The following is a 21,213-nucleotide window of genomic DNA, read 5'->3' as shown; positions in this document are numbered from 1 at the left end:
CGCTTGGGACTTAGACGGCGAGTCTGCGGGCCGTGGTCTGCGTGCCCGGAAGCGAATCGAGGATCGCCTCGTATGGTGCCAGCGTACCCACGGGCCCGACAGCGGTAAGCGTCGGCTTGGTCGAGAACATCCGCGACGACAGGTCGGTCAGCCGCTCCACTGTCAGCGCCGACAGGCGCTCCATCAGCTCTTCCTTTGCGATCGGCCTGCCGAATAGGAGCAGTTGCCGCGCGATCTGCGAGGCGCGGCTGGCCGGGCTCTCGGCGGACATGATCAGCCCGGCGCGATACTGGGCGCGTGCACGGTCGAGTTCTTCCTGCAGGATGCTCTCGCCGGCCTTCTGCAGCTCGTCGATGATGACAGGCACCAGTTTGGCGATATCGCTCTGCCCCGTCGCGGCATGGACGCCGAATATGCCGGTGTCGGAAAAGCCCCAGTGGAAGGCATAGACCGAGTAGCAGAGGCCGCGTTTCTCGCGGACCTCCTGGAACAGACGCGACGACATGCCGCCGCCGAGGATCATCGACAGCACCTGCGAGGCGTAGAAATCGCGCACATGGTAGGCGCGGCCCTCGAAGCCGAGCACGATCTGCGCGTCCATCAGGTCGCGGTCCTCGCGGAAATCGCCGCCGACATATTGCGCGTATTGCGGAATGGTGCTGTCGGCCTTGCTGCGGAAGCCGCCGAGCCGGTTTTCGACCTCGCGCACGAACTTGTCGTGCTTGACGTCGCCGGCGGCCACGATCACCATCCGCTCGGCGCCATACTGGCGTTCGATGAAATCGTGCAACTGCTTGGAGGTAAAGGATTTTACGGTTTCAGGCGTGCCCAGGATCGAGCGGCCGATGGTCTGGTGGCGGAAGGCCGTTTCGGTGAAACGGTCGAAGACGATGTCGTCGGGCGTGTCGTGCGCGGCGCCGATCTCCTGCAGGATGACGTGCTGCTCGCGCTCCAGTTCCTGCGGGTCGAATTCGGACTCCTGCAGGATGTCGGACAGGATGTCGACGGCCAGCGGCACGTCGTCGGAGAGCACCCTAGCGTAGTAGGATGTGGTCTCGACGCTGGTGGCGGCGTTGATCTCGCCGCCGACGTCCTCGATTTCCGAGGCGATCTCGAAGGCGCTTCGCCGCTTCGTCCCCTTGAACGCCATGTGCTCGAGCAGATGGGCCATGCCATGCTCGTCTTCGCGTTCATTGCGGGCACCCGACTTGACCCAGGCACCCAAGGCAACCGATTCGATACTTGGAAGGGTTTCGGTGGCGACTGTCAGGCCGTTCGACAGACGGCTTACCTCAACACCCATATGGCTCTTACTCCCTAACGCGCCGCCCGCGCGCGGCGACTGACGTAATCTTCCACCATTTTCAGGTCGGATGGAAGTACCGTGTATTTTTCCTCAAATGTCATCAATCCACCTAGCCATGCGGGCAGGGCGGGCGAGACGCCGCTGGCGGCCTCGACGGCGGCCGGGAATTTCGCCGGATGCGCGGTGCCCAGCACCACCATCGGCACGGCGCCCGCAGCCTTGCCCGCCGCCACATGCACGGCTGCCGCCGTATGCGGATCGAGCAGGTAATTGCTGGTCGCGAGCGTCGAGCGGATGGTGGCGGCGACCTCATCCATCGTGGCGCGGCCGGCATCGAATTCGGACCGCATCCCGGCGATTTCCCGGGCTTCGATGGTGAAAGCGCCCGATTGCTTCAGGCCGGCCATGTAGCGCCGCACGGTCGCCGCGTCGCGATCGGACGCCTCGAAAAGCAGACGTTCGAAGTTCGAGGAAACCTGGATGTCCATCGACGGCGAGGTGGTCGCAAAGACCCCTTTGGTCCGGTATTCGCCGGTCGCGAAAGTACGGGCGAGAATGTCGTTGTCGTTGGTGGCGATGACCAGCCGCTCGATCGGCAACCCCATCTTCTTGGCGGCGTAGCCGGCGAAGATATCGCCGAAATTGCCGGTCGGCACGGTAAAGGAGACCGGCCTGTCCGGTGCACCGAGCGACAATGCCGAGGAGAAATAATAGACGATCTGGGCCATGATGCGCGCCCAGTTGATCGAATTGACCCCCGACAGCGACACCCGGTCGCGAAAGCCGTGATCGTTGAACATATCCTTCAGCAGGCCCTGACAGTCGTCGAAATTGCCTTCGATCGCCAGCGCATGGACGTTGTCGGCTGTCGAAGTCGTCATTTGCCGCTGCTGCACCGGCGAGACGCGGCCATGCGGAAAGAGGATGAAGATGTCGGTGCGGCTGCGCCCGGCGAAGGCGTCGATGGCCGCGCCACCGGTATCGCCCGACGTGGCGCCAACGATGGTCGCATGCTGGCCGCGTTCGGCAAGCACATGGTCCATCAGCCGGGCGAGCAATTGCATCGCCACGTCCTTGAACGCCAGCGTCGGCCCATGGAAGAGTTCGAGGACAAAAGTGTTGGCGCCGGTCTGCACCAAGGGGCAGACAGCCTCATGGCGAAAGGTGGTATAGGCTTCGCGGACGAGACGCTCGAAGACCGGCGCGGCGATTTCGCCGCCGAGGAACGGCGTCAGCACGCGGATGGCGAGGTCGGGATAGGCCAGGCCGCGCATGGCGCGGATGTCGGCTGCCGAGAAGTGCGGCCATTCGCGCGGCACATAGAGCCCGCCATCGCGCGCTAGGCCGGCCAGGACGGCGTCGGAAAATCCAAGCGCGGGCGCTTCGCCGCGGGTACTCACATATTGCATGTCACTGATCCGTTCGCCGCTTGGTTTTCCGTTCACCACAAGGTGGTTAATTTCTGTGCCGGCTCTAGTCGCATTTTTGCCGCGCGGTTGATATACGTCACCAGCTTTGCGAGAGGGAAGTACGGTTTCATGGCGTTTCGTATATCAAGTGGTCGCTTTTTGGCGGGTCTTGCGCTCACGGGCTTTATGCTTGCCGTCGCCGGCTGCCAATCAGGCGACAACGGCATCCTGAACCTCGGTTTCGGCAAGAAGGACCCGGCGGCGCCACCGCCGCCGCAGGATCCCAAGGTGCTGGCCAGCCAGCTGAACGCGTATTGCCCAAGGGTGACGGTGCGCGATGGCACGGCGTTCTTCAACACCTATGTCAACGAGGTCCAGAAGCCCAAGCCGAAGCTCAAGAAGACCGGCGACGCCGCCGCGGATGCCGCGGCCCAGGCGGCGGCTGACGCCGCTGCTGCTACGCCGCCCGACGATTCGGCGAGAATCATTTACCAGGCGTCGATCAGCGACGTGACCCGCGATTGCAGCCGTAGCGACGGACAGCTGACGATGACGATCGCGGTTGCCGGCAAGATCGTGCCAGGACCGAAGTTCACGCCTGGCACCATCACCATGCCGATCCGCACGGCGGTCATGCACGGCACCGACGTGCTTTATTCGCAGATCCACCAGTATCAGGTCCAGGTGACCGATCCCTCGGTCGCCACCCAGTTTGTCTTCACCGATTCCAATATCGTCGTGCCGGCGCCGACGGCGCAGGACTATCAGGCCTATGCCGGTTATGACGAAACCGCGCCGAAGGCGACGACCGACAAGCCGAGGAAGAAGACCCACAGGAAGAAGGCCGCCGCGACGAACTAGGCGGCTGTCGGTCTGGCGTGCGTCCAGCAGGACGCACGCATCTCAGGCATCCGCGGACCATTCCGACAGCGCCGCGATAACGCTTTTCAGCTCCGCCCACCGCCGGATCACCGTTTCGGCGCCGGCTTCCGTCAGGGCATCGGCATGGCCGGGATAGCTGTGGCTGGCGCCCGTGAAACCGATCACGCGCATGCCGGCGGCCCTGGCGCCGGTGACGCCGTGCACGGAATCCTCGATGACGAAGGTGTTCTCCGGGTTGGCGCCGAGTTTTTCGGCGGCATGCAGGAAGACGTCCGGCGCTGGTTTGGTTTTCCCGGTCGGCGTCTCCATCGCCGAGAAGATGCGTCCGGCGAAGAACGGCAGCAGATGCACCTTCTCCAGCATGAACTCGATCCGATCCGAACGAGAATTGGAGCAGATGCAGCGCTGCGTCGTGACCGAGGCGACCGCTTCGCGCACACCCTCGATGGCGCGAACGTCGCTGCGCAATTTGCGGTCGACCAGTTCCTCGGCGCGATCGATCAGCGACACTTGGAAGGGGATTTTGGACTTCTCCTCGATCCGCATCAATATGTCCTTGAAAGTCAGGCCGGCATAGGTCTCGGCAATCTCCTCCGCCGAGACTTCATATCCGGCCAGGGTTATCAGCTCAGCCTCGACACGCGCGGCGATGATTTCGGAATCGACGAGCACGCCGTCGCAATCGAAGATGACAAGATCTGGCAGGGGCATGGTGATCCGGACGATGGAGGATGGAGGAATGGCCGCTCGGGGCTCGAGCGGCGCGGCATACACCAATGGGCACGGCTTCGCAAACTCCTGCACGGGATCGATAAAGCTTCACCGAATATTTACGCTGATCGGTAACCATAACGGGGAGTAAACAGTAACGCGTGCCTTAGGTGTAAAAATGTCAGCCGTGCGTCTTCTCGACGAGCTCTCCCATGCTCCCCAGCAATCCGAATGGCTGGACACGATCCTGAAAGGCGATTGCGTCGCGGCGCTCGACCGCCTGCCGGAAAAGTCGATCGACGTCATCTTTGCCGATCCCCCCTACAATCTGCAGCTCGATGGCGATCTGCATCGTCCCGACCAGTCCAAGGTCGACGCGGTGGACGACGACTGGGACCAGTTCGAAAGCTTCGAAGCCTATGACGCCTTCACCCGCGCCTGGCTGCTGGCGGCGCGCCGGGTGCTGAAGCCCAACGGCACGATCTGGGTCATAGGCTCCTATCACAACATCTTCCGCGTCGGCGCCAAGATGCAGGATCTCGGCTTCTGGATCCTCAATGACGTCGTCTGGCGCAAGACCAACCCGATGCCGAACTTCCGCGGCCGCCGCTTCCAGAACGCCCATGAGACCATGATCTGGGCCTCGCGCGATCAGAAGGGCAAGGGCTATACGTTCAACTATGAAGCGCTGAAGGCGTCGAACGACGATATCCAGATGCGCTCCGACTGGCTGTTCCCGATCTGCACCGGCGGCGAGCGCCTGAAGAACGAAAATGGCGACAAGCTGCATCCGACGCAGAAGCCCGAGGCACTGCTTGCCCGTATCATGATGGCGTCGACCAAGCCGGGCGACGTCGTGCTCGACCCGTTCTTCGGCTCCGGTACAACGGGCGCCGTGGCCAAGCGCCTCGGCCGCCACTTCGTCGGCATCGAGCGCGAGCAGGCCTATATCGACGCCGCCAATGAGCGCATCGACGCCGTGCGGCCACTCGACGAAGCGGACCTCACCGTGCTCACCGGAAAACGCGCCGAGCCGCGCGTCGCCTTCGTCAGCCTGATCGACACCGGGCTGATGACGCCCGGCGCCACGCTCTATGACGCCAAGAAGCGGTGGGCCGCCAAGGTTCGCGCCGATGGCACGGTGGCGATCGGCGGCAGCGCCGGCTCGATCCACAAGATCGGCGCCGAGGTGCAGGGGCTGGATGCCTGCAATGGCTGGACCTTCTGGCATTATGAGCGCAGCGGCGGCTTGACCCCGATCGATGAACTGCGCCGCATCGCCCGGCTCGGCATGGAACGGGCAGGGGGCTGACCCCTGCCGCTTCCTCATACTTCGTTGATTCAAAATCTCAACGGATCGCCGGAACCGATTCGGATCACGCCTTTATTCCAAACCGCTCAAGATCTGCTTTAAGCGTGGCGGCATCGGTGAACAGCACCGCTTGCCAGCCAGCGGCCTTGGCGCCGTCGACGTTCTTCTGGCTGTCGTCGATGAACAGTGTCGCGGATGGTTCGAGGCCGAACGCCGCCACGTGATGGTCATAGATGTCGCGGTCGGGCTTGATCTTGCCGATATCGCCCGACACTGTCACGCCGCGCGGACGGCTGAGAAAATCGAAGCGCTGCCGGGCTTCGGCCAGCGTGTCTGAAGCGAAGTTGGTGAGCATGGTCACGTCGTGTCCGCTTTCGATCAGGCCCAGCATGATGGCGACGCTGTCGTCATAGGCGTGCGGCACCATGTCGTTCCAGTAGCGGCGGAAGTTGCGGATGTTTTCCGCGTGCCCGGGATGGTCAGCAATCAGCAGCGCCTCGGCCTCTTGCCAAGTCCGGCCACGGTCCTGCTCGAGGTTCCAGTCATGCGTGCAGACATTGTCGAAAAACCACTGTCTCTCCCCGGCATCGGGAATGAGGCGACTGAACGGGATATTGGGATCGTAGTGGATCAGCACCTTGCCGATGTCGAAAACGATGTGGCGGATTTCAGTCATGGAGCCTCTTTGTACCTGATGGCGACGGTTTTTTCGTCGCGCCGGGTATCGCAGCCTCGATTGCCTTTTTCATGACAGTCGGCAGCGCCTCGCCCGATATCTCGCGGGCGGGCGACCAGAAATGCCCTGCCAGCGCATCACCTTTGGTGTGGGCGCGAAAGACTTCGAGTTCGAGCGCGAAATGGGTGAAGACGTGCGTGATTTTGCCGGCGTGCCGCCAATCGCCGGGGAAGGGCGCCGCCGCTTGCGTGGTGGCTCCGTCCACCCGTGCCGTCCAGGCGGTGGTCGGCACTTCCGTCATGCCGCCAAGCAGTCCCTTTTCCGGCCGCTTGCGCAAAAGAATGGCGCCGTCCTCACGCACGGCCACGAAAGCCGCGCCGCGCCGCAGCGGTTTGTCAGCCTTCGGCAGCCGCACCGGGAAGTGTTCCGGGTCGCCGGATAGGATCGCGCTGCAGTTCCCGCGCAGCGGGCATAGCATGCAGCGCGGCCGGCGGGGCGTGCAGATGGTGGCGCCGAGGTCCATCATCGCCTGGGCGAAGTCTCCGGGCCTCGTCGCCGGCACCATGCGCTCGACATGGGCCCGTATCTCGGCCTTGGCTTCGCCGAGCGGCGTCGTGATCGAAAACAGCCGTGAGATGACGCGCTCGACATTGCCGTCGACAACGGCTGCGGGGCGGTCGAAGGCGATCGCCGTTATTGCCGCCGACGTATAGGCGCCAATCCCCGGCAATTCTCTAAGGCCGGCCTCTATGTCGGGAAACCGGCCGCCGCGCGCCGCCACCAGATCGGCGCAGGCCTTGAGGTTGCGGGCACGGGAATAGTAGCCGAGCCCCGCCCAGGCTTTCATCACATCCTCGGTCGGCGCCGCGGCCAGCGCCGTGACATCGGGCCATTTCTCGACAAAGGCGCGGAAATAGGATTTCACCGCTTCGACGGTGGTCTGCTGCAGCATCACCTCGGACAGCCAGATACGGTAAGGGTCGGGCCGCACGCCGCGTGCATGGTCGCGAGGGCTCACGCGCCACGGCAATTCGCGATGATGCACGTCGTACCAGGCGAGCAGGCGTGACGCAGTGTCGTCCGGGATGGCCTTGCGGGTCTGGTCTGCTGGTGCCATTGATCTTGCGTTGGCCTGGCCGGTATCTGCTGGGTCGTGGCTGGAGAACGCACATGGCAGGGAAAAGGCGCTTCGGCAATCCCGTTCCGGTGAGCGATCTCGCCACCGAGATCCTCGACCCGGTGCTGCGCAAGCGGGCAGGCATCTCGATCGGCCTCGTCCAGTCCTGGGAAGAGATTGCCGGACCACGCCTCGCGACCCACTCGCGGCCCGAAAAGATCCAGTGGCCGCGCCGCATGCACGAGGACGATCCGTTCGAGCCGGCCGTTCTGGTCATCGCCTGCGAAGGCATGGCCGCGCTTCATCTGCAGCACGAGACCGGCGAGATCATCAACCGGGTGAATGCATTCCTGGGTTTCACCGCGATAGGCCGCATCAGGATCGTGCAGAAGCCGGTAAGCTCGGGAAAAGCCCGGCCCAGACCCGCCCTCAGGGCACTGAACGCGGCGGAAAAGGCGAAATTGGCCAATACTGTGGGGCTTATCGAGGATGACGGGCTACGCGCCTCGCTGGAACGGCTGGGGGCGACCATTCTGGGCGGAAGGAAAGTTTAGTTCGCACTGGAAATAGTCATAGGTTTGTCGTTAATCTCGCGCATTCGTGATCGCCCTTGTCAGGTTTCACGATTGGATTGGGGACAGGGATGCCTTAATTCGCGCCAACTCTCGCTTTTTCGTGCCTTTGCATTGCAAAATTCAACCCTTATCAGGTGATTCGTATGAGCCGTCCCCCGTTTGGCCAAAGCTTCTCTCGCAGAAACGTCCTGACTTCGCTTGCAGCCATCCCGGCGGTGGCCCTGCTTGCCGCCTGCAGCGATTCCGGCGAACAGGCGAAGGCCGCGGATGTCAAGCCTGCGGACCCGGCCACGCCCGCAAAGCCGGCCACGCCCGCCGCGGTCCAGGTGCCGGAGGCGCAAGGCACCGTGGATATGGCAGAATTGCTGAAGCCGGGTGCGCTGCCCGACAAGCAGCTCGGCAAGGATGACGCCAAGGTCACCATCGTCGAATACGCTTCGATGACCTGCCCGCACTGCGCGCATTTCGCCGAGACCACCTTCCCGGATTTGAAGACCAAGTACATCGATACCGGCAAGGCCCGTTACATCCTGCGCGAATTCCCGTTCGATCCGAGCGCCGAAGCCGGTTTCATGCTGGCGCGCTGCTCCAAGGATAACTATTTCCCGATGGTCGATGTGCTGTTCCGGCAGCAGGCGAACTGGGTCGGCGTGTCCAACACCAAGGATGCGCTGCTGCAAATCTCGAAGCTCGCCGGTTTTACACAGGAGTCCTTCGAGGCCTGCTTGACGGACCAGAAACTTCTGGACGATGTGAGATCGGTCCAGAAGCGTGGCGCCAATGAATTCAAGGTCGACTCGACACCGACCTTCTTCATCAACGGTAAGACCTACAAAGGGGCGATGTCGATTGAGGAAATGTCGGCGATCATCGACCCTCTGCTCTGACATCGGCTCAGCGCTGAAGCGGCAGCGCTCCGGCGCTGCTTGCCTTTCTTTCTGTTCGCGCGCCATGCGTCCTATCGCAAAACTTTATGAGGCGCGTGAATGAAGTTTTCGCGCCTTCGCCTCCTCGGCTTCAAGTCCTTCGTCGAACCAGGCGAGTTCGTCATCGAACGCGGCCTGACCGGCATTGTCGGACCCAATGGTTGCGGCAAGTCGAACCTTGTCGAGGCGCTGCGCTGGGTGATGGGCGAAAGCTCCTACAAGAACATGCGCGCGTCCGGCATGGACGACGTGATCTTTTCCGGCTCGGGCACGCGTCCCGCCCGCAACACCGCCGAAGTCACGCTTTTCCTCGACAACAGCGACCGCTCGGCTCCATCCGCCTTCAACGATGCCGACGAGCTTCAGGTATCGCGCCGCATCGAGCGCGAGGCGGGCTCGCTCTACCGCATCAACGGCAAGGAAGCGCGCGCCAAGGACGTGCAGCTCCTGTTCGCCGACCAGTCGACCGGCGCGCGTTCCCCCTCCATGGTTGGTCAGGGCCGTATCGGCGAACTGATCCAGGCCAAGCCCCAGGCGCGCCGCGCTTTGCTCGAAGAGGCGGCCGGCATTTCCGGCTTGCACACCCGCCGCCACGAGGCGGAACTGAGGCTGAAGGCGGCCGAACAGAATCTCGAACGCCTGGACGACGTCGTCGGCGAACTGGAAAGCCAGATCGAAAGCCTGAAGCGCCAGGCGCGCCAGGCTTCGCGCTTCAAGAACCTGTCCGCCGACATCCGCAAGGCCGAAGCGACGCTTCTCCATCTGCGCTGGACGCTGGCCAAGACACAGGAAGGCGAGGCGCGTTCGGCGCTGGCCGTCGCCACCGCTTTGGTCGGCGACCGCGCCGCCACGCAGATGAATGCGGCCAAGGAACAAGGCATCTCCGCCCATCGCCTGCCTGACCTGCGCGACGCTGAAGCCGCGGCTGCCGCTGCCTTCCAGCGGCTGTCGATCGCCCGGTCGCAGATCGAGGAAGAAGCCGGTCGCATCCGCACCCGTCAGGCCGAACTCGAGCGCCGGTTGCAGCAACTCGACGGCGACATCGCCCGCGAAGAGCGGATGGTGCGCGACAATGCCGACGTTCTCGAGCGCCTGCGCGCGGAAGAGGCTGCGCTGAACTCGGAGAACGCCGGCGCCGCCGAGCGCGAGGCCACCACGCGCGCGGCATTCGAACAGGCCGCCGCGACGCTTGCGCAAAGCGAAGCCAAGCTCGCCGCGCTGACGGCCGAGCGCGCCGAGGCCGCCGCCTCGCGCCATCAGATCGAACGGACTTTGCGAGAAACCGCCGAGCGCCGCGATCGCTTCGCCCGCCAGCTCGCCGAGGTCGACCGGGAATTGTCTGATATCCTCGCCAAGGTGGCAGGCCTGCCGGATCCGGCCGAGAAGCAGGCTCTGGTCGAACAGGCGATGGCACTGCTGGAGGAATCCGAGGCAGCGGTCTCGCAGGCCGAAGAGTCGGTCATCGACGCTCGTGGCGCCGAAAGTGCCGCCCGCCCGCCGCTTCAGGAGGCCAGGGCGGAGCTGGCGCGGGTTGAGACCGAAGCGCGCACGCTGGCCAAGATCCTGAACGCGGCCAGCGGCGACCTCTTCCCTTCCGTGCTGGAGCAGATCAGCGTCGAGCGCGGCTTCGAGACCGCTCTGGGGGCGGCACTGGGCGAGGATCTCGACGTGCCGCTCGACCGCAGCGCGCCGGCGCATTGGGGCGAAAGTCAGATCCAGCCCGGCGACGCGGCCCTGCCGGAAGGCATCAAGAGCCTCGCCAGCGTGGTGCGCGCGCCGGCCCAGCTTGCGCGCCGGCTGGCGCAGATCGGTATCGTCGAGGCCGCCGACGGCCGCCGGTTGCAGGGGCTTCTGGCTCCCGGCCAGCGCTTGGTCAGCCGCGAGGGCGCGCTGTGGCGCTGGGACGGCCTGACCGCCAGCGCCGATGCACCGACGGCCGCGGCCCAAAGGTTGGCACAGAAGAACCGTCTTGCCGAACTCGATGCCGAGGCGATTCAGGCGACGCTCGTCCTGCGCCAGGCCGAGGAGGTGCTTGCACAGGCCGAGCAAGCACTTCGGCAGGCGAGCGAGGCCGAGCGCAACACGCGTCAGGCCGGACGCGATGCCCAGCACCGGCTGGACGCCGCCCGCAATGCACTTGCCGAGGCCGAGAAGGCCGGCGGCGAATTGGCGAGCCGGCGTGCGGCACTCGATGAGGCCCGCGCGCGCATCGTCGATAGCCACGAGGAGACGTCGGCGGCTTTTGTCGAGGCCGAGATGTTGCTGCAGGACGCGCCGGATCTCGGCGACCTGCAATTGCAGCTCGAACAGTCCTCGGCCAACGTTTCCCGCGATCGCGCCGCCTTGGCCGATGCGCGCGCCGTCCATGAAGGGCTGCGGCGCGAAGCCGAGTCCCGCACGCGCCGGCTGGACGCCATTGGCGCGGAACGCAGCAACTGGCTGGTGCGCGCAGAAAACGCCTCGACGCAGATCGCTTCCCTCGGCGAACGCAAGGCCGAGGCCGAGGCCGAGCGCGAACGGCTGGCCGATGCGCCCGACGAGATCGATGCCAAGCGCCGTGCGCTGCTGTCGCAGCTCACCGAGGCCGAGACCTTGCGCAAGGCGGCAGCCGACCGTCTGCAGGAAGCGGAGAACAGGCAGGCCGAACTGGACAAGGCGGCGACCGGTGCCATCCAGTCGCTGGCCGAAGCGCGCGAAACCCGCGCCCGCGCCGAGGAACGGCTGACGGCGGCCGACGAACGCCGGCTGGAGGTCGAGGCGCGCATCCAGGAAACGCTGAACACGCCGCCGCATCTGGTCATCCGCCACACCGGGCTGGAGGCCGACGATCCGATGCCCGAGATGGCCGAGATCGAACGCCAGTTGGATCGGTTGAAGATCGAGCGCGAACGGCTCGGCGCGGTCAATCTGCGCGCCGAGGAAGAGCAGAGGGAGCTTTCCGAGCGACTGGAGACGATCGTCTCCGAGCGCGAGGATATCATTGAGGCGATCCGCAAGCTCAGGCAAGCGATCCAGAGCCTCAACCGCGAAGGGCGCGAGCGGCTATTGGCAGCCTTCGATGTCGTCAACGGTCATTTCCAGCGGCTGTTCTCGCATCTGTTCGGTGGCGGCACGGCGGAATTGCAGCTGATCGAATCCGACGATCCATTGGAGGCGGGCCTTGAAATCCTGGCCCGTCCGCCAGGCAAGAAGCCTCAGACCATGACGCTGCTCTCCGGCGGCGAGCAGGCGCTGACGGCGATGTCGCTGATCTTTGCCGTGTTCCTGACCAATCCGGCGCCGATCTGCGTGCTCGACGAAGTCGACGCGCCGCTCGACGATCACAATGTCGAACGCTTCTGCAATCTCATGGACGAGATGGCCAAGACCACCGAGACGCGTTTCGTCATCATCACGCACAACCCCATCACCATGGCGCGCATGGACCGGCTGTTTGGCGTGACCATGGCCGAACAGGGCGTCAGCCAGCTTGTTTCGGTTGATCTGCAGGCAGCCGAAGCCATGCGCGAGGCAAGCTGAGGCGTTAAGGCCCAGAGCAATTCCAGGAAAGTGCGTAGCGGTTTTCCCGGGAGAAGCGCGTAGCGCTTCGCCTTGGGAACTGCGTAAAAACAAGGAATGAGCGGGTCAGCGATTCTACCAAACGCTGAACCGCTCTAAGGCTATTCAGCCTGGCCGTGTCTGTGCGAATGCTGCTTGGCAGAGGCCCAGATGAAATAAATCCAGCCCAGTTTGAGCACAGGCACCTTGCGATCCCGCTCGCGATCTCGCAGTTCGCGGTAGGACTTCAGCTTCAGCGTGCCGCGGGGCAATCTGATTCGCAGTACCATGACGCGATAGTATACGTAGATTCGCGTATCTAACAAAGGGTCAGTGAAAGTCGTTTCACTCCGGGTCCGGACGTTTGGATGGGCGGTCGGAAATCGTCGCCGGCCACCAGACGACAAAATACTTGCCGACCTGCCAGACCGGCACCTCGCGCTTCTGCTCGCGGCGGCGCAATTCATGATGTTGCTTCACTTTCAACGTGCCGCCTGGAAGCCTGATTTTAAGGGCCATCGTGTTTCTTGTGCTGCCAATTGGTTGATCTGGGTATCTCAATGTATCCGCCGCCGAATCCAGTTCGCGCAGGTCGCTGCCAGCAGACCGAACGCCATGCCGATGCAGTCGGCGACCCAGTCGAACACGTCGAGGTCACGGCCTATCAGCGACGTGCCCTGGAGGATTTCGATCGCGGCACCGACCAGCGCGAGGAAGATGATCAGCCTCGCCTTGCGATCGGGCCAGCCCAGACCTCCCAGAAACGCCAGGACCGCGAAGGCGCTGGCATGGTTGGCCTTGTCGTAGGGGAAGCCGATGTCGATGCCGAATTCATCGAGGCGGGGTATCGGCAGCAGCGCCAGCACCAGAACGGCAATCAGCGTGACGACAAAAGCAATCCGTTCAGCGGCTGAGTAAAATTTCATTCTGCTCCAACAGTCTGCTTCGATACACCCGCCATCGAAGCCGGTTCCGAAATCTTCGCTGCCTGGCAATGCTCGCACGGCAGGCTGGCACTGTCTCGCACGATTGCATCAGCCGGCTTTGGAAAGCAACGAGCCCCGTCTCGTGGTCACAAGGAGATCCCAGGCCGTCTTGCCGGCGCAGGACACGCCTTTCACTATTGCCGATATGAGAGCGCGGATTATCCCGGATTTTGGGAAGGTTGTTGCCCGGCAAAGCGGGTTCCACTTCTTTCACGCACGGCTCTCGATGGCGCCGGAGACCGTCAGGTTGAAACGCGTTGGATACGCGACAGTTCGAAACCGCCTTTGCCTGACAAGCTCTCTTCCGCCGGCCGGAACATGTCCTCGAAGTCCAGTTCCTGCTCGAAAACCACGCCGCCGACAGTGACGGCCAGGATCTCCTCGGCACCCCGAGGGGCGAAATAGACCTGCGCGACACTGGCGCGGATACGCTCGCCAACCGTCCTAGCGTCGGCCTCGTCCGTTCCGGGAAGGAAGACACCGAACATGGACGCGCCTATGCGGTCGACGACATCTTGCGAGCGCACGCAAGACCGGATGCTCGAGGCTATGAGGCGCAAGGCTTCGTCGCCCCAGTTCAGGCCGTGGCGCATATTGATGGCGTTGAGATGTTCAGGATGAATGACCAGGAAGGCGCCCGATCGCTCGCCCGGCGGGGAAGATCTGATCGCCCGTCTCTCGATCAGCGACGTGAAGACGCTGCCGTTCAGGCAACCCGTCAGCGTATCGAAGGTGGCAGCCCTGTTGAGTTCCCGCCGATAGCGACGGATCTCGGCCAGTTTCAGGCCTATGAACACAAAAAGCGGCAGGCAGATCACCACGGGCAAAAGCGTCGCGGTGATCATCCCTCGCGCGAAAGGCGTCAGCGTCTCGCTGAACAACAGCAGATAGTTCAAGATCAGGGAGAGGCCGAGGCTGCCGGTGGTTCCAAGGAAGGCCAACCAGGCAATGATCTTCCATTCGTGATGGGCCGGGACATCGGCTGCTGCGTTGCTCATGGTCGATCTCCGTTCGATCCCCAAGCATAAGGCCGGCAAGTTAGGATTTCGGTTTCGAAGAACAATACAATTTGAGGCGTCGGCATGGATCGCCCAGTTGGCTGGAGAGAAGGCCGGCCTCTGCCGCGAATCCGGTTCTGCCGCCGCCTATGGGGGGCCGAAGATTCCCATCTGCGCCGTCTTGGCTGTTTCCTCCGCCTTGCCATAGATGCCGCTCGGCAAGGCCTGCGCCCAACCATTTGATACGAGCCAGGCGCCGACGTCCTGCTTGCCCAGCCTGCATGTCGCCGCGACAGGGAAGCGGTCGACCTCCGGAGGCACGAAACAGTTCAGCGCCCGCCCGCGCATCCAGTTGTTGAAAGCCGCGCGCGCCCGCTGCCCGCATGGCCACGAAACGTCGTGAAACAGGCAGACCCTGTCGGGCTCGACGCCCTGGGTTCCGCTGATGAACAGTTTCCGCCCCATGGAGTCGAAGCCGGCCGACGTCGTGGCCACCGGACGGTACAGCAGCGTTTCGCGCCAATCCCTGGGCATCGATGACTTGGGACGTGACGCCAGGCCAAGGTCGCCAAGCGGCGAACGAGGGTCCACCCGCTCCATGTCGGTTCCTTCGATCCGGGGTGGTGCGATGAGATCCTCGGCAATCTTGCGGGCCGAATTGACGATCGATCGACCCCGAGGTTGCGCGATGTCATCGTTGACATCCGGGGCCGGCTCGATGGCGGCCCGTTCGACGGGGAACAGGGTCGCCGCCTTGCCCAGCAGCAGGATGCCGACGAGAAGCTCGAGGCTTGCGACCGCGATCATCATGCGAAGGCGCCCCGCTTGTCCCATCGGGCCGCCCGCGCCCAACCCGCTAGAAGCTGGGCGTTGATTTGGCAACCAGTTTGAGCGCACCTTTTTCAATCCGGTAAAACGGCATCGAGCGTTCGCTGGAACCATCGGCGCGGAACCTGAACAAGCCGGTCGATCCGCGAAATCCATTCGGGTTCTCGAAAACCTGCCTGTTGAAACCGTTCGGTCCGGCAGCGCTCGCAATGCCCGCGGTCAGGGCAACCATGTCATAGGCATAGGCGACATTGATGTCGGCCTGATAGTTGAAGGTGGCCTTGAAGCGATCCGAAATGGGACCTGTTTCATGTTGGTCGAGCGTCGCTATATAGGCGCCTTCGAAAAGTGGACTGGTCGGATGTTCCAGCCAGCGATTCGTGCCGACCACGGAGGTCGATTTTCCCGGAATGCCTTTTGCCTTCAGGGCGATCAGGATTGGCGACGGATTGCTGTCGCCGCTGGCGACGATCACGGCATCGGGAGCGTCCACCAGCGAGCCCATGTCGGCCACCGCCTTTGCCGCGCTGTCGGCGCTGGTATAGGGGATGGTTATTGCGAGGGCGGCGCCGTACACGCTGAGGCTGTTGGCAACCCGCTTTTCGAAAATGTCGGCACTCGCGCCGGCCGGCACCAGCAGGACGAACTTCTTGCCGCCCTTGGCCGCGATCGCGCCGGCGCCCGCCGCCGCGCTGTCGGCTTCGGTAAGGCACACCGCATAGACACCGGGTCCGCCGGCAAAATTATCGGCAAGGGCCAGGACCACCGGGCGGTTCGAGCCGGACAGTTTCGCGACATGCTGGGCCGCCGGCAGTTCGGTCGGGCCGATGACCACTTTCGCTCCCGAGGTTATCGCCTTTACGGCCAGTTGCTGGGAATAGGTCGCGTCACCCCTTGTGTCCTCGACGGTGAGCGTCAGCAGCGGGTTGCCGAGATCCGTCATCGCGAGCTTGGCGGCGTCGAGCATCTTTCGGCCGTTCTCGCCCACCGATCCGGGGGCGGACAGCGGCAGCAGCATGGCAATCCGGGCAGGTCCCGTGCCGAGGGTCTGCGTGGCCTGACCGGGACCGGGGGCTGCGACACCCGGCTGCTGAGCCCCGGCGGCGACGGCGGCCGGGTCTAGCGCGTCGGAGACCGAGCCACCCGATTGACAGCCGAACAACGCCACGGCCAGTGCACAGGCGACCGCCCATGTCCGCGAACCGTGGTGGACCTTCCGGTCACATACCATTCTTGCCCCCCAACCCCTGTCCGCGGTCTACACCCGTAACACGTCCTGCCCGGCTTCATTGTCGACACACTTCGCGGCGATTCTGCGTCTCATTTGGGCGACTTGCTCAGTCGCGAAACAGCTGCGCGCGGAGCGTTTTGATCCGCCTGGCCTGCTCCGCGCTTCGATAGTCGGCGCATTTCATATAGCGTGGGCCGGGCACGAAAAACCTGCGTACGCAGACACGCTTTGCCCCGGCCGGGTTGCTCTCCGGCTCCTGCGAAAGGGCGGAAAACCCGAACGTCGCGAGGGGTAACGGCCCGACCACCTCCAGGCCGTCCCTTGCCAGTATGGCCCTCGCGCGCTCGCAGTAGCGAACGGAAAGAGCGGAGAACCGGGTCTCGTTGCGCCAGTATCGGTTCAAGGCCGTGGATCGATGCCTCGCAGGTCGCGAACGCCATGTAGGCCTCGCGCGACCACGTGGATGCAGCGCTGCAGGGCATCTGCCGCACCGCGATGGCTGATGGTGCCTGTTCTACCGAAGACGGCTCGAATTCCCTGGCCGGCGCGGCCGGCACCAGCCAACCGATCAGCGCGACCGCCCCAGCGATCACGGCGAGCGGTGCGCGATCGCCATTCATCGGACCCGCCGGGCGCCCTCGCTCTTGCGGTCAGTTCATGTACTCGACCATGCGGTCGTGAAAACACTCGCACTTGTTGAGATAGTCTTCGTCGCGATAATTGGTCTTGAGATAGCCATAGGCCTTGCCGCAGGCGACCTTGGCTTCCGAAGCCCAGACGAAGACCGGCCGGGACGAGTTGATCCATTCCGGGCTACTGGCGACGGCGCTCGACTCATCCATCAGTTTCACGACCTGTGTCGTGAGGTCGACCGTGTTTTCGGTCAGCACGAGATTGGATGTTCCAACGGTGCGGCAATAATCGGCCGTCGAGCCGCCGATGATGTCGGCGGCATAGCCGGACGATCCAGCCAAGAAAAGCGTTGCAGTGGAAACCAGCAGTCTTGAACTAATTCTCATGTAAGCCCTCTCCAAATTGCCATTTCATGTTCCGCTAATGTATAGCACGGGGGCACGAGCGCACAGAAGTTTTAAATCGTGACTGTGTGCTGTGCATGCGTGGTGTCGTCGTACAGGATCGTGATGGTTCCGGCGGCAGGTGAGTTCGTCAATTGCGCCACGTCCACGAAGTTGGCCGCGTTGCCCGAGCCGCTGGTGTCCACGCTGAGGATATGAGTTGTGCTATTGTACTGTACATAGTTGTTGATGTTGGGGTTCAGTGCGGTGTCAAACAACGCGGTCAGATCGATTTGGTCTCCCTCGCCTTTGTTGTAGTCGGCGATGATGTCCTTGATGTTTAGTTCGAGCTGATCGAGCTTGAACGTATCGGCGCCGGTGCCGCCGGTAAGCGTATCTGCCCCCGCGCCACCGATAAGGAGGTCGTTGCCCGCCCCGCCCGTGAGGGTGTCGCTGCCGGGGCCGCCGATGAGCGTATCGTTGCCGCCGGCGCCGTTGAGGATGTCGGCTCCGGCTCCCCCATAAAACACATTCGCGGAACCGTCGCCCGTCAGCGTGTCGTTGTAGTCAGACCCGATGATGTTGGGCGCGAGCGCCGTCGACGCGTAGAGATGAGAAGCGCCTGAGGCGTCGGCCGAATGGTTCTGGAATCCGGTTCCACTCAATGTCAGGCCAATCAAACTTGCAGCGATATCGCCGTCACCATCCACGATCTCGATCGGAAGGTGGAAGTTGACTGGATCGGTAGTCTGAACGGCCGCGCCGAATCCGGTAATGTCGAAGTCGTCGCCACTCTTGTTCAACAGCTCCAGGCTGTTGTACCCGTCGGCAGTGAATGTCGCGATGGAAACGTTTGTGTCGAGCACGCCCGTTATTTGGGCGGCATAGTGCCCGCTGCCCAAGTCGACGAATTGCACCGTATAACTTCTGTCCGTCAGCCCTCCCGGATTGCCTATTGTATAGACATGTGCCGCGGCGTCCACTTGCGTGACAAGCTGCGTTTGCCCGTCATATGTGATCGTGACTGACGTAATGGAATCGAGGTGGCCATCGCCGACCACCGTGTTGCCGTCGGTGCCGGTAGTAGCGTTGTCGTCTTTGGCCGTAATCTGAAGGAGAGTGTTGCTGCCGCCATCGCCAAACGTGAAGCTGGCACCATTAACCAGATAGTGTTTGTCAAAGACGTGGGTGGCGGGGGGAGATCCAGTCAAGTCCTGGACAAAGTCGGCCCTTATGCCTTCGCCTGCGCCGATATTCTGTCCGGCACTACCGCCGCCGACACCAAAGGAATTCGCGTTTCCGTTGATCGACGTGCCGGTACCGAACGGCGTGAAAAGCACGTCCCTCGAATCGTCGTTTACCGGCGCGCTATCTTGGCCGGTGGGCACGAAGCCGGCCCAAGGCTTGTTGCTGCCGTAGAAGTCATAGCTTCCGTTGGTGAAGTTCACTTGCGTCAGGCTGTCGATCGTTCCGTCCATGTCCACCGAATACGTTGAGGCCAGGGGGTCGAGCGTGACGGTGAACACCGTCGAGCCATTGGCAGTTCCTACCAAGGTATGGCCGTCCGGCGACACGTCATAGAGGATATGCACGCCGCCCGAGGTCAGGCCGCTGTCCGCAGTGTCGAGAGACGCCGCGAATCTCACCGTGCCGGGACCGTCCGCTCCGTAATTGTTCGACAGCGTATGGTCTGCGTCCAAGGCAAATGTGACCGGACTCCCGGCTCCGTTTGATAGAATAGCATAGTCCGGGGCAACCACCGACGGACCATCATCGAGGAAAGTCAGGTTCTTGCCGATGTCGACCGAGGCCGTTTGGCTGTCGCCGTCCTTGTCGGTGATCGTCGCCGTCACCTTGATCAGATTGTCTGCGCTCAGACTGGTCGGCTCGTTGGGGTCCGTCGTCGGATGGACGACCGCCCGGATCTGGTCCAGCGTCGCCCCGCCGGTCGCCGTGTTGACGGTCAGCGTGAACACCAGGTCGCCACCGACGGCCGTGCGGCCTTCGACGACGTTGCCGACGAGGGCGATGTTGACCGCCTGGCCGGTCGCCGTGTCGACCAGACCCGACGCACCCGCCACCACGCTCAGGCCATAGACCAGCGTGCCGGCGCCATCGGCGCCGAACGCCGAGGTGAAGTTGGCGGCGAAGTTCGCCGTCGCATTGGCCGTCAGATCCGTCTCGTCGACCGTCAGCACCGGCTGCACCGCCGTCGAGACCGAGATCGACGGGCCGTCATCGAGGAAAGTCAGGTTCTTGCCGATGTCGACCGAGGCCGTTTGGCTGTCGCCGTCCTTGTCGGTCACCGTCGCCGTCACCTTGATCAGATTGTCGGCGCTCAGGCTGGTCGGCTCGTTGGGGTCCGTCGTCGGATGGACGACCGCCCGGATCTGGTCCAGCGTCGCCCCGCCGGTCGCCGTGTTGACGGTCAGCGTGAACACCAGGTCGCCACCGACGGCCGTGCGGCCTTCGACGACGTTGCCGACGAGGGCGATGTTGACCACCTGGCCGGTCGCCGTGTCGACCAGACCCGACGCACCCGCCACCACGCTCAGGCCATAGACCAGCGTGCCGGCGCCATCGGCGCCGAACGCCGAGGTGAAGTTGGCGGCGAAGTTCGCCGTCGCATTGGCCGTCAGATCCGTCTCGTCGACCGTCAGCACCGGCTGCACCGCCGTCGAGACCGAGATGGACGGGCCGTCATCGAGGAAAGTCAGGTTCTTGCCGATGTCGACCGAGGCCGTCTGGCTGTCGCCGTCCTTGTCGGTGATCGTCGCCGTCACCTTGATCAGATTGTCGGCGCTCAGGCTGGTCGGCTCGTTGGGGTCCGTCGTCGGATGGACGACCGCCCGGATCTGGTCCAGCGTCGCCCCGCCGGTCGCCGTGTTGACGGTCAGCGTGAACACCAGGTCGCCACCGACGGCCGTGCGGCCTTCGACGACGTTGCCGACGAGGGCGATGTTGACCGCCTGGCCGGTCGCCGTGTCGACCAGACCCGACGCACCCGCCACCACGCTCAGGCCATAGACCAGCGTGCCGGCGCCGTCGGCGCCGAACGCCGAGGTGAAGTTGGCGGCGAAGTTCGCCGTCGCATTGGCCGTCAGATCCGTCTCGTCGACCGTCAGCACCGGCTGCACCGCCGTCGAGACCGAGATCGACGGGCCGTCATCGAGGAAGGTCAGGTTCTGGCCGATGTTGGCCGTCGCCGTCGCCGTGTCGCCGTCCTTGTCGGTCACCGTCGCCGTCAGCGTGATCAGGTTGTCCGCCGACAGGCTCTTGGCATCGTTGGGATCGGCGGCGTTCGGGTGAACCACCGCCCGCAGCTGGTCGAGCGTGACATTGCCCGACGCATCGGTGGCGACCGTGAACACCAGCTCGTTGCCGACCGCCGTGCGGCCCTCGACGACACCGCCGTTGAGGCTGAGCACGACCGCCTGGCCGGTCGCCGTGTCGACAAGACCCGTCGCTCCGGCATTGAAGCCCAGCGCATAGGTGACCGAATTGGCCGCCGCCGCGCCGTCGGCGCCGAACACCGGTGTGAACACCGAGGCAAAGCTCGCCGTCGCATTCTGCCCGAGATTGCTCTCGTCGACCGTCAGCGGAGGCTGGGTCGCACTCGCCGTCACCGACGGGCCGTCATCGAGGAAGGTCAGGTTCTGGCCGATGTTGGCCGTCGCCGTCGCCGTGTCGCCGTCCTTGTCGG

Annotated in this window: 17 protein-coding genes; 5 read left to right on the top strand and 12 right to left on the bottom strand. The window is 63.6% G+C overall.

Annotation, left to right across the window (positions count from 1 at the left end):
• Positions 1-10: 10 nt before the first annotated feature.
• Together LB569_RS15950 and thrC are read right to left on the bottom strand one after the other, a co-directional pair.
• Positions 11-1,303, bottom strand: coding sequence for a M16 family metallopeptidase (locus LB569_RS15950; RefSeq protein ID WP_224693152.1), 1,293 nt, complete (start codon positions 1,301-1,303; stop codon positions 11-13).
• A gap of 14 nt (positions 1,304-1,317) precedes the next feature.
• Entirely contained in the window at positions 1,318-2,715 is a 1,398-nt protein-coding gene (gene thrC, locus LB569_RS15945; protein ID WP_224693151.1) for a threonine synthase, read from the bottom strand.
• Positions 2,716-2,844: 129 nt separating this feature from the next.
• Between thrC and LB569_RS15940 the strand changes: the two genes are divergently transcribed.
• Positions 2,845-3,576, top strand: a complete 732-nt coding sequence (locus LB569_RS15940) for a hypothetical protein (RefSeq protein WP_140705859.1) — start codon at positions 2,845-2,847, stop codon at positions 3,574-3,576.
• Between the two features lie 42 nt (positions 3,577-3,618).
• On the opposite strand, the gene LB569_RS15935 is transcribed toward LB569_RS15940, so the two are convergent.
• Positions 3,619-4,308 carry an HAD family hydrolase gene (locus LB569_RS15935; protein WP_224693150.1) on the bottom strand — a complete coding sequence of 230 codons (690 nt, stop codon included), beginning with the start codon at positions 4,306-4,308 and terminating at the stop codon, positions 3,619-3,621.
• A gap of 178 nt (positions 4,309-4,486) precedes the next feature.
• Here LB569_RS15935 and LB569_RS15930 point away from each other — a divergent pair, with 178 nt between their 5' ends.
• Positions 4,487-5,620, top strand: a complete 1,134-nt coding sequence (locus tag LB569_RS15930; protein ID WP_224693149.1) for a site-specific DNA-methyltransferase — start codon at positions 4,487-4,489, stop codon at positions 5,618-5,620.
• Between the two features lie 64 nt (positions 5,621-5,684).
• Here the strand turns inward: LB569_RS15930 and LB569_RS15925 are convergent, their stop codons facing one another.
• Together LB569_RS15925 and mutY are read right to left on the bottom strand one after the other, a co-directional pair.
• Complete coding sequence (locus LB569_RS15925; protein WP_140705865.1) at positions 5,685-6,296, bottom strand: HAD family hydrolase; 612 nt, start codon at positions 6,294-6,296, stop codon at positions 5,685-5,687.
• Positions 6,289-7,413: an A/G-specific adenine glycosylase gene (gene mutY / locus LB569_RS15920; RefSeq protein ID WP_224693148.1), complete on the bottom strand. Its 1,125-nt coding sequence runs from the start codon at positions 7,411-7,413 to the stop codon at positions 6,289-6,291. The genes LB569_RS15925 and mutY overlap by 8 nt, the downstream gene beginning before the upstream one ends.
• A 53-nt stretch (positions 7,414-7,466) precedes the next feature.
• On the opposite strand from mutY, the gene LB569_RS15915 reads away from it, so the two are divergent.
• From LB569_RS15915 to smc, 3 genes are all read left to right on the top strand, one after another.
• Entirely contained in the window at positions 7,467-7,967 is a 501-nt protein-coding gene (locus tag LB569_RS15915; protein ID WP_224693147.1) for a DUF721 domain-containing protein, read from the top strand.
• A gap of 164 nt (positions 7,968-8,131) precedes the next feature.
• Complete coding sequence (locus LB569_RS15910) at positions 8,132-8,875, top strand: DsbA family protein (protein ID WP_224693146.1); 744 nt, start codon at positions 8,132-8,134, stop codon at positions 8,873-8,875.
• 99 nt (positions 8,876-8,974) lie between these two features.
• Positions 8,975-12,433 carry a chromosome segregation protein SMC gene (gene smc / locus LB569_RS15905; protein WP_224693145.1) on the top strand — a complete coding sequence of 1,153 codons (3,459 nt, stop codon included), beginning with the start codon at positions 8,975-8,977 and terminating at the stop codon, positions 12,431-12,433.
• Positions 12,434-12,796: 363 nt separating this feature from the next.
• Here smc and LB569_RS15900 read toward each other — a convergent pair whose 3' ends face one another.
• From LB569_RS15900 to LB569_RS15870, 7 genes are all read right to left on the bottom strand, one after another.
• Positions 12,797-12,970 (bottom strand): hypothetical protein, encoded by a 174-nt coding sequence (locus LB569_RS15900; protein ID WP_224693144.1) that lies wholly within the window; start codon positions 12,968-12,970, stop codon positions 12,797-12,799.
• A 38-nt stretch (positions 12,971-13,008) separates the two neighbouring features.
• Positions 13,009-13,377, bottom strand: coding sequence for a VanZ family protein (locus LB569_RS15895; RefSeq protein WP_224693143.1), 369 nt, complete (start codon positions 13,375-13,377; stop codon positions 13,009-13,011).
• 302 nt (positions 13,378-13,679) lie between these two features.
• Positions 13,680-14,435: a GGDEF domain-containing protein gene (locus tag LB569_RS15890; RefSeq protein ID WP_224693142.1), complete on the bottom strand. Its 756-nt coding sequence runs from the start codon at positions 14,433-14,435 to the stop codon at positions 13,680-13,682.
• Positions 14,436-14,582: 147 nt separating this feature from the next.
• Positions 14,583-15,245 (bottom strand): thermonuclease family protein, encoded by a 663-nt coding sequence (locus tag LB569_RS15885; RefSeq protein ID WP_224693141.1) that lies wholly within the window; start codon positions 15,243-15,245, stop codon positions 14,583-14,585.
• 46 nt (positions 15,246-15,291) lie between these two features.
• Positions 15,292-16,494 (bottom strand): ABC transporter substrate-binding protein, encoded by a 1,203-nt coding sequence (locus LB569_RS15880; RefSeq protein ID WP_224693140.1) that lies wholly within the window; start codon positions 16,492-16,494, stop codon positions 15,292-15,294.
• Positions 16,495-17,144: 650 nt separating this feature from the next.
• Positions 17,145-17,513: a hypothetical protein gene (locus LB569_RS15875; protein ID WP_140705884.1), complete on the bottom strand. Its 369-nt coding sequence runs from the start codon at positions 17,511-17,513 to the stop codon at positions 17,145-17,147.
• 71 nt (positions 17,514-17,584) lie between these two features.
• Positions 17,585-21,213: DUF5801 repeats-in-toxin domain-containing protein (locus LB569_RS15870; protein WP_318013115.1), on the bottom strand; the 3,629-nt coding region annotated here is incomplete at its 5' end.

This window comes from Mesorhizobium sp. BH1-1-4 (genome assembly GCF_020165665.1).
In the GTDB taxonomy this organism is placed as follows: Bacteria; Pseudomonadota; Alphaproteobacteria; order Rhizobiales; family Rhizobiaceae; genus Mesorhizobium.
The sequence above is the reverse complement of the archived record's forward strand: the minus strand, read 5'-3'. Positions and strand labels throughout refer to the sequence as shown.

Bases quoted from the DNA above. Each gene is read 5' to 3' on its own strand.
- LB569_RS15910 (WP_224693146.1), top strand. From the start codon at position 8,132: ATGAGCCGTCCCCCGTTTGGCCAAAGCTTCTCTCGCAGAAACGTCCTG.
- LB569_RS15900 (WP_224693144.1), bottom strand. From the start codon at position 12,970: ATGGCCCTTAAAATCAGGCTTCCAGGCGGCACGTTGAAAGTGAAGCAA.
- LB569_RS15930 (WP_224693149.1), top strand. From the start codon at position 4,487: ATGTCAGCCGTGCGTCTTCTCGACGAGCTCTCCCATGCTCCCCAGCAA.
- LB569_RS15925 (WP_140705865.1), bottom strand. From the start codon at position 6,296: ATGACTGAAATCCGCCACATCGTTTTCGACATCGGCAAGGTGCTGATC.
- LB569_RS15915 (WP_224693147.1), top strand. From the start codon at position 7,467: ATGGCAGGGAAAAGGCGCTTCGGCAATCCCGTTCCGGTGAGCGATCTC.
- LB569_RS15935 (WP_224693150.1), bottom strand. From the start codon at position 4,308: ATGCCCCTGCCAGATCTTGTCATCTTCGATTGCGACGGCGTGCTCGTC.
- LB569_RS15880 (WP_224693140.1), bottom strand. From the start codon at position 16,494: ATGGTATGTGACCGGAAGGTCCACCACGGTTCGCGGACATGGGCGGTC.
- LB569_RS15885 (WP_224693141.1), bottom strand. From the start codon at position 15,245: ATGATGATCGCGGTCGCAAGCCTCGAGCTTCTCGTCGGCATCCTGCTG.
- LB569_RS15875 (WP_140705884.1), bottom strand. From the start codon at position 17,513: ATGAGAATTAGTTCAAGACTGCTGGTTTCCACTGCAACGCTTTTCTTG.
- mutY (WP_224693148.1), bottom strand. From the start codon at position 7,413: ATGGCACCAGCAGACCAGACCCGCAAGGCCATCCCGGACGACACTGCG.
- LB569_RS15940 (WP_140705859.1), top strand. From the start codon at position 2,845: ATGGCGTTTCGTATATCAAGTGGTCGCTTTTTGGCGGGTCTTGCGCTC.
- LB569_RS15890 (WP_224693142.1), bottom strand. From the start codon at position 14,435: ATGAGCAACGCAGCAGCCGATGTCCCGGCCCATCACGAATGGAAGATC.
- smc (WP_224693145.1), top strand. From the start codon at position 8,975: ATGAAGTTTTCGCGCCTTCGCCTCCTCGGCTTCAAGTCCTTCGTCGAA.
- LB569_RS15895 (WP_224693143.1), bottom strand. From the start codon at position 13,377: ATGAAATTTTACTCAGCCGCTGAACGGATTGCTTTTGTCGTCACGCTG.
- thrC (WP_224693151.1), bottom strand. From the start codon at position 2,715: ATGCAATATGTGAGTACCCGCGGCGAAGCGCCCGCGCTTGGATTTTCC.
- LB569_RS15950 (WP_224693152.1), bottom strand. From the start codon at position 1,303: ATGGGTGTTGAGGTAAGCCGTCTGTCGAACGGCCTGACAGTCGCCACC.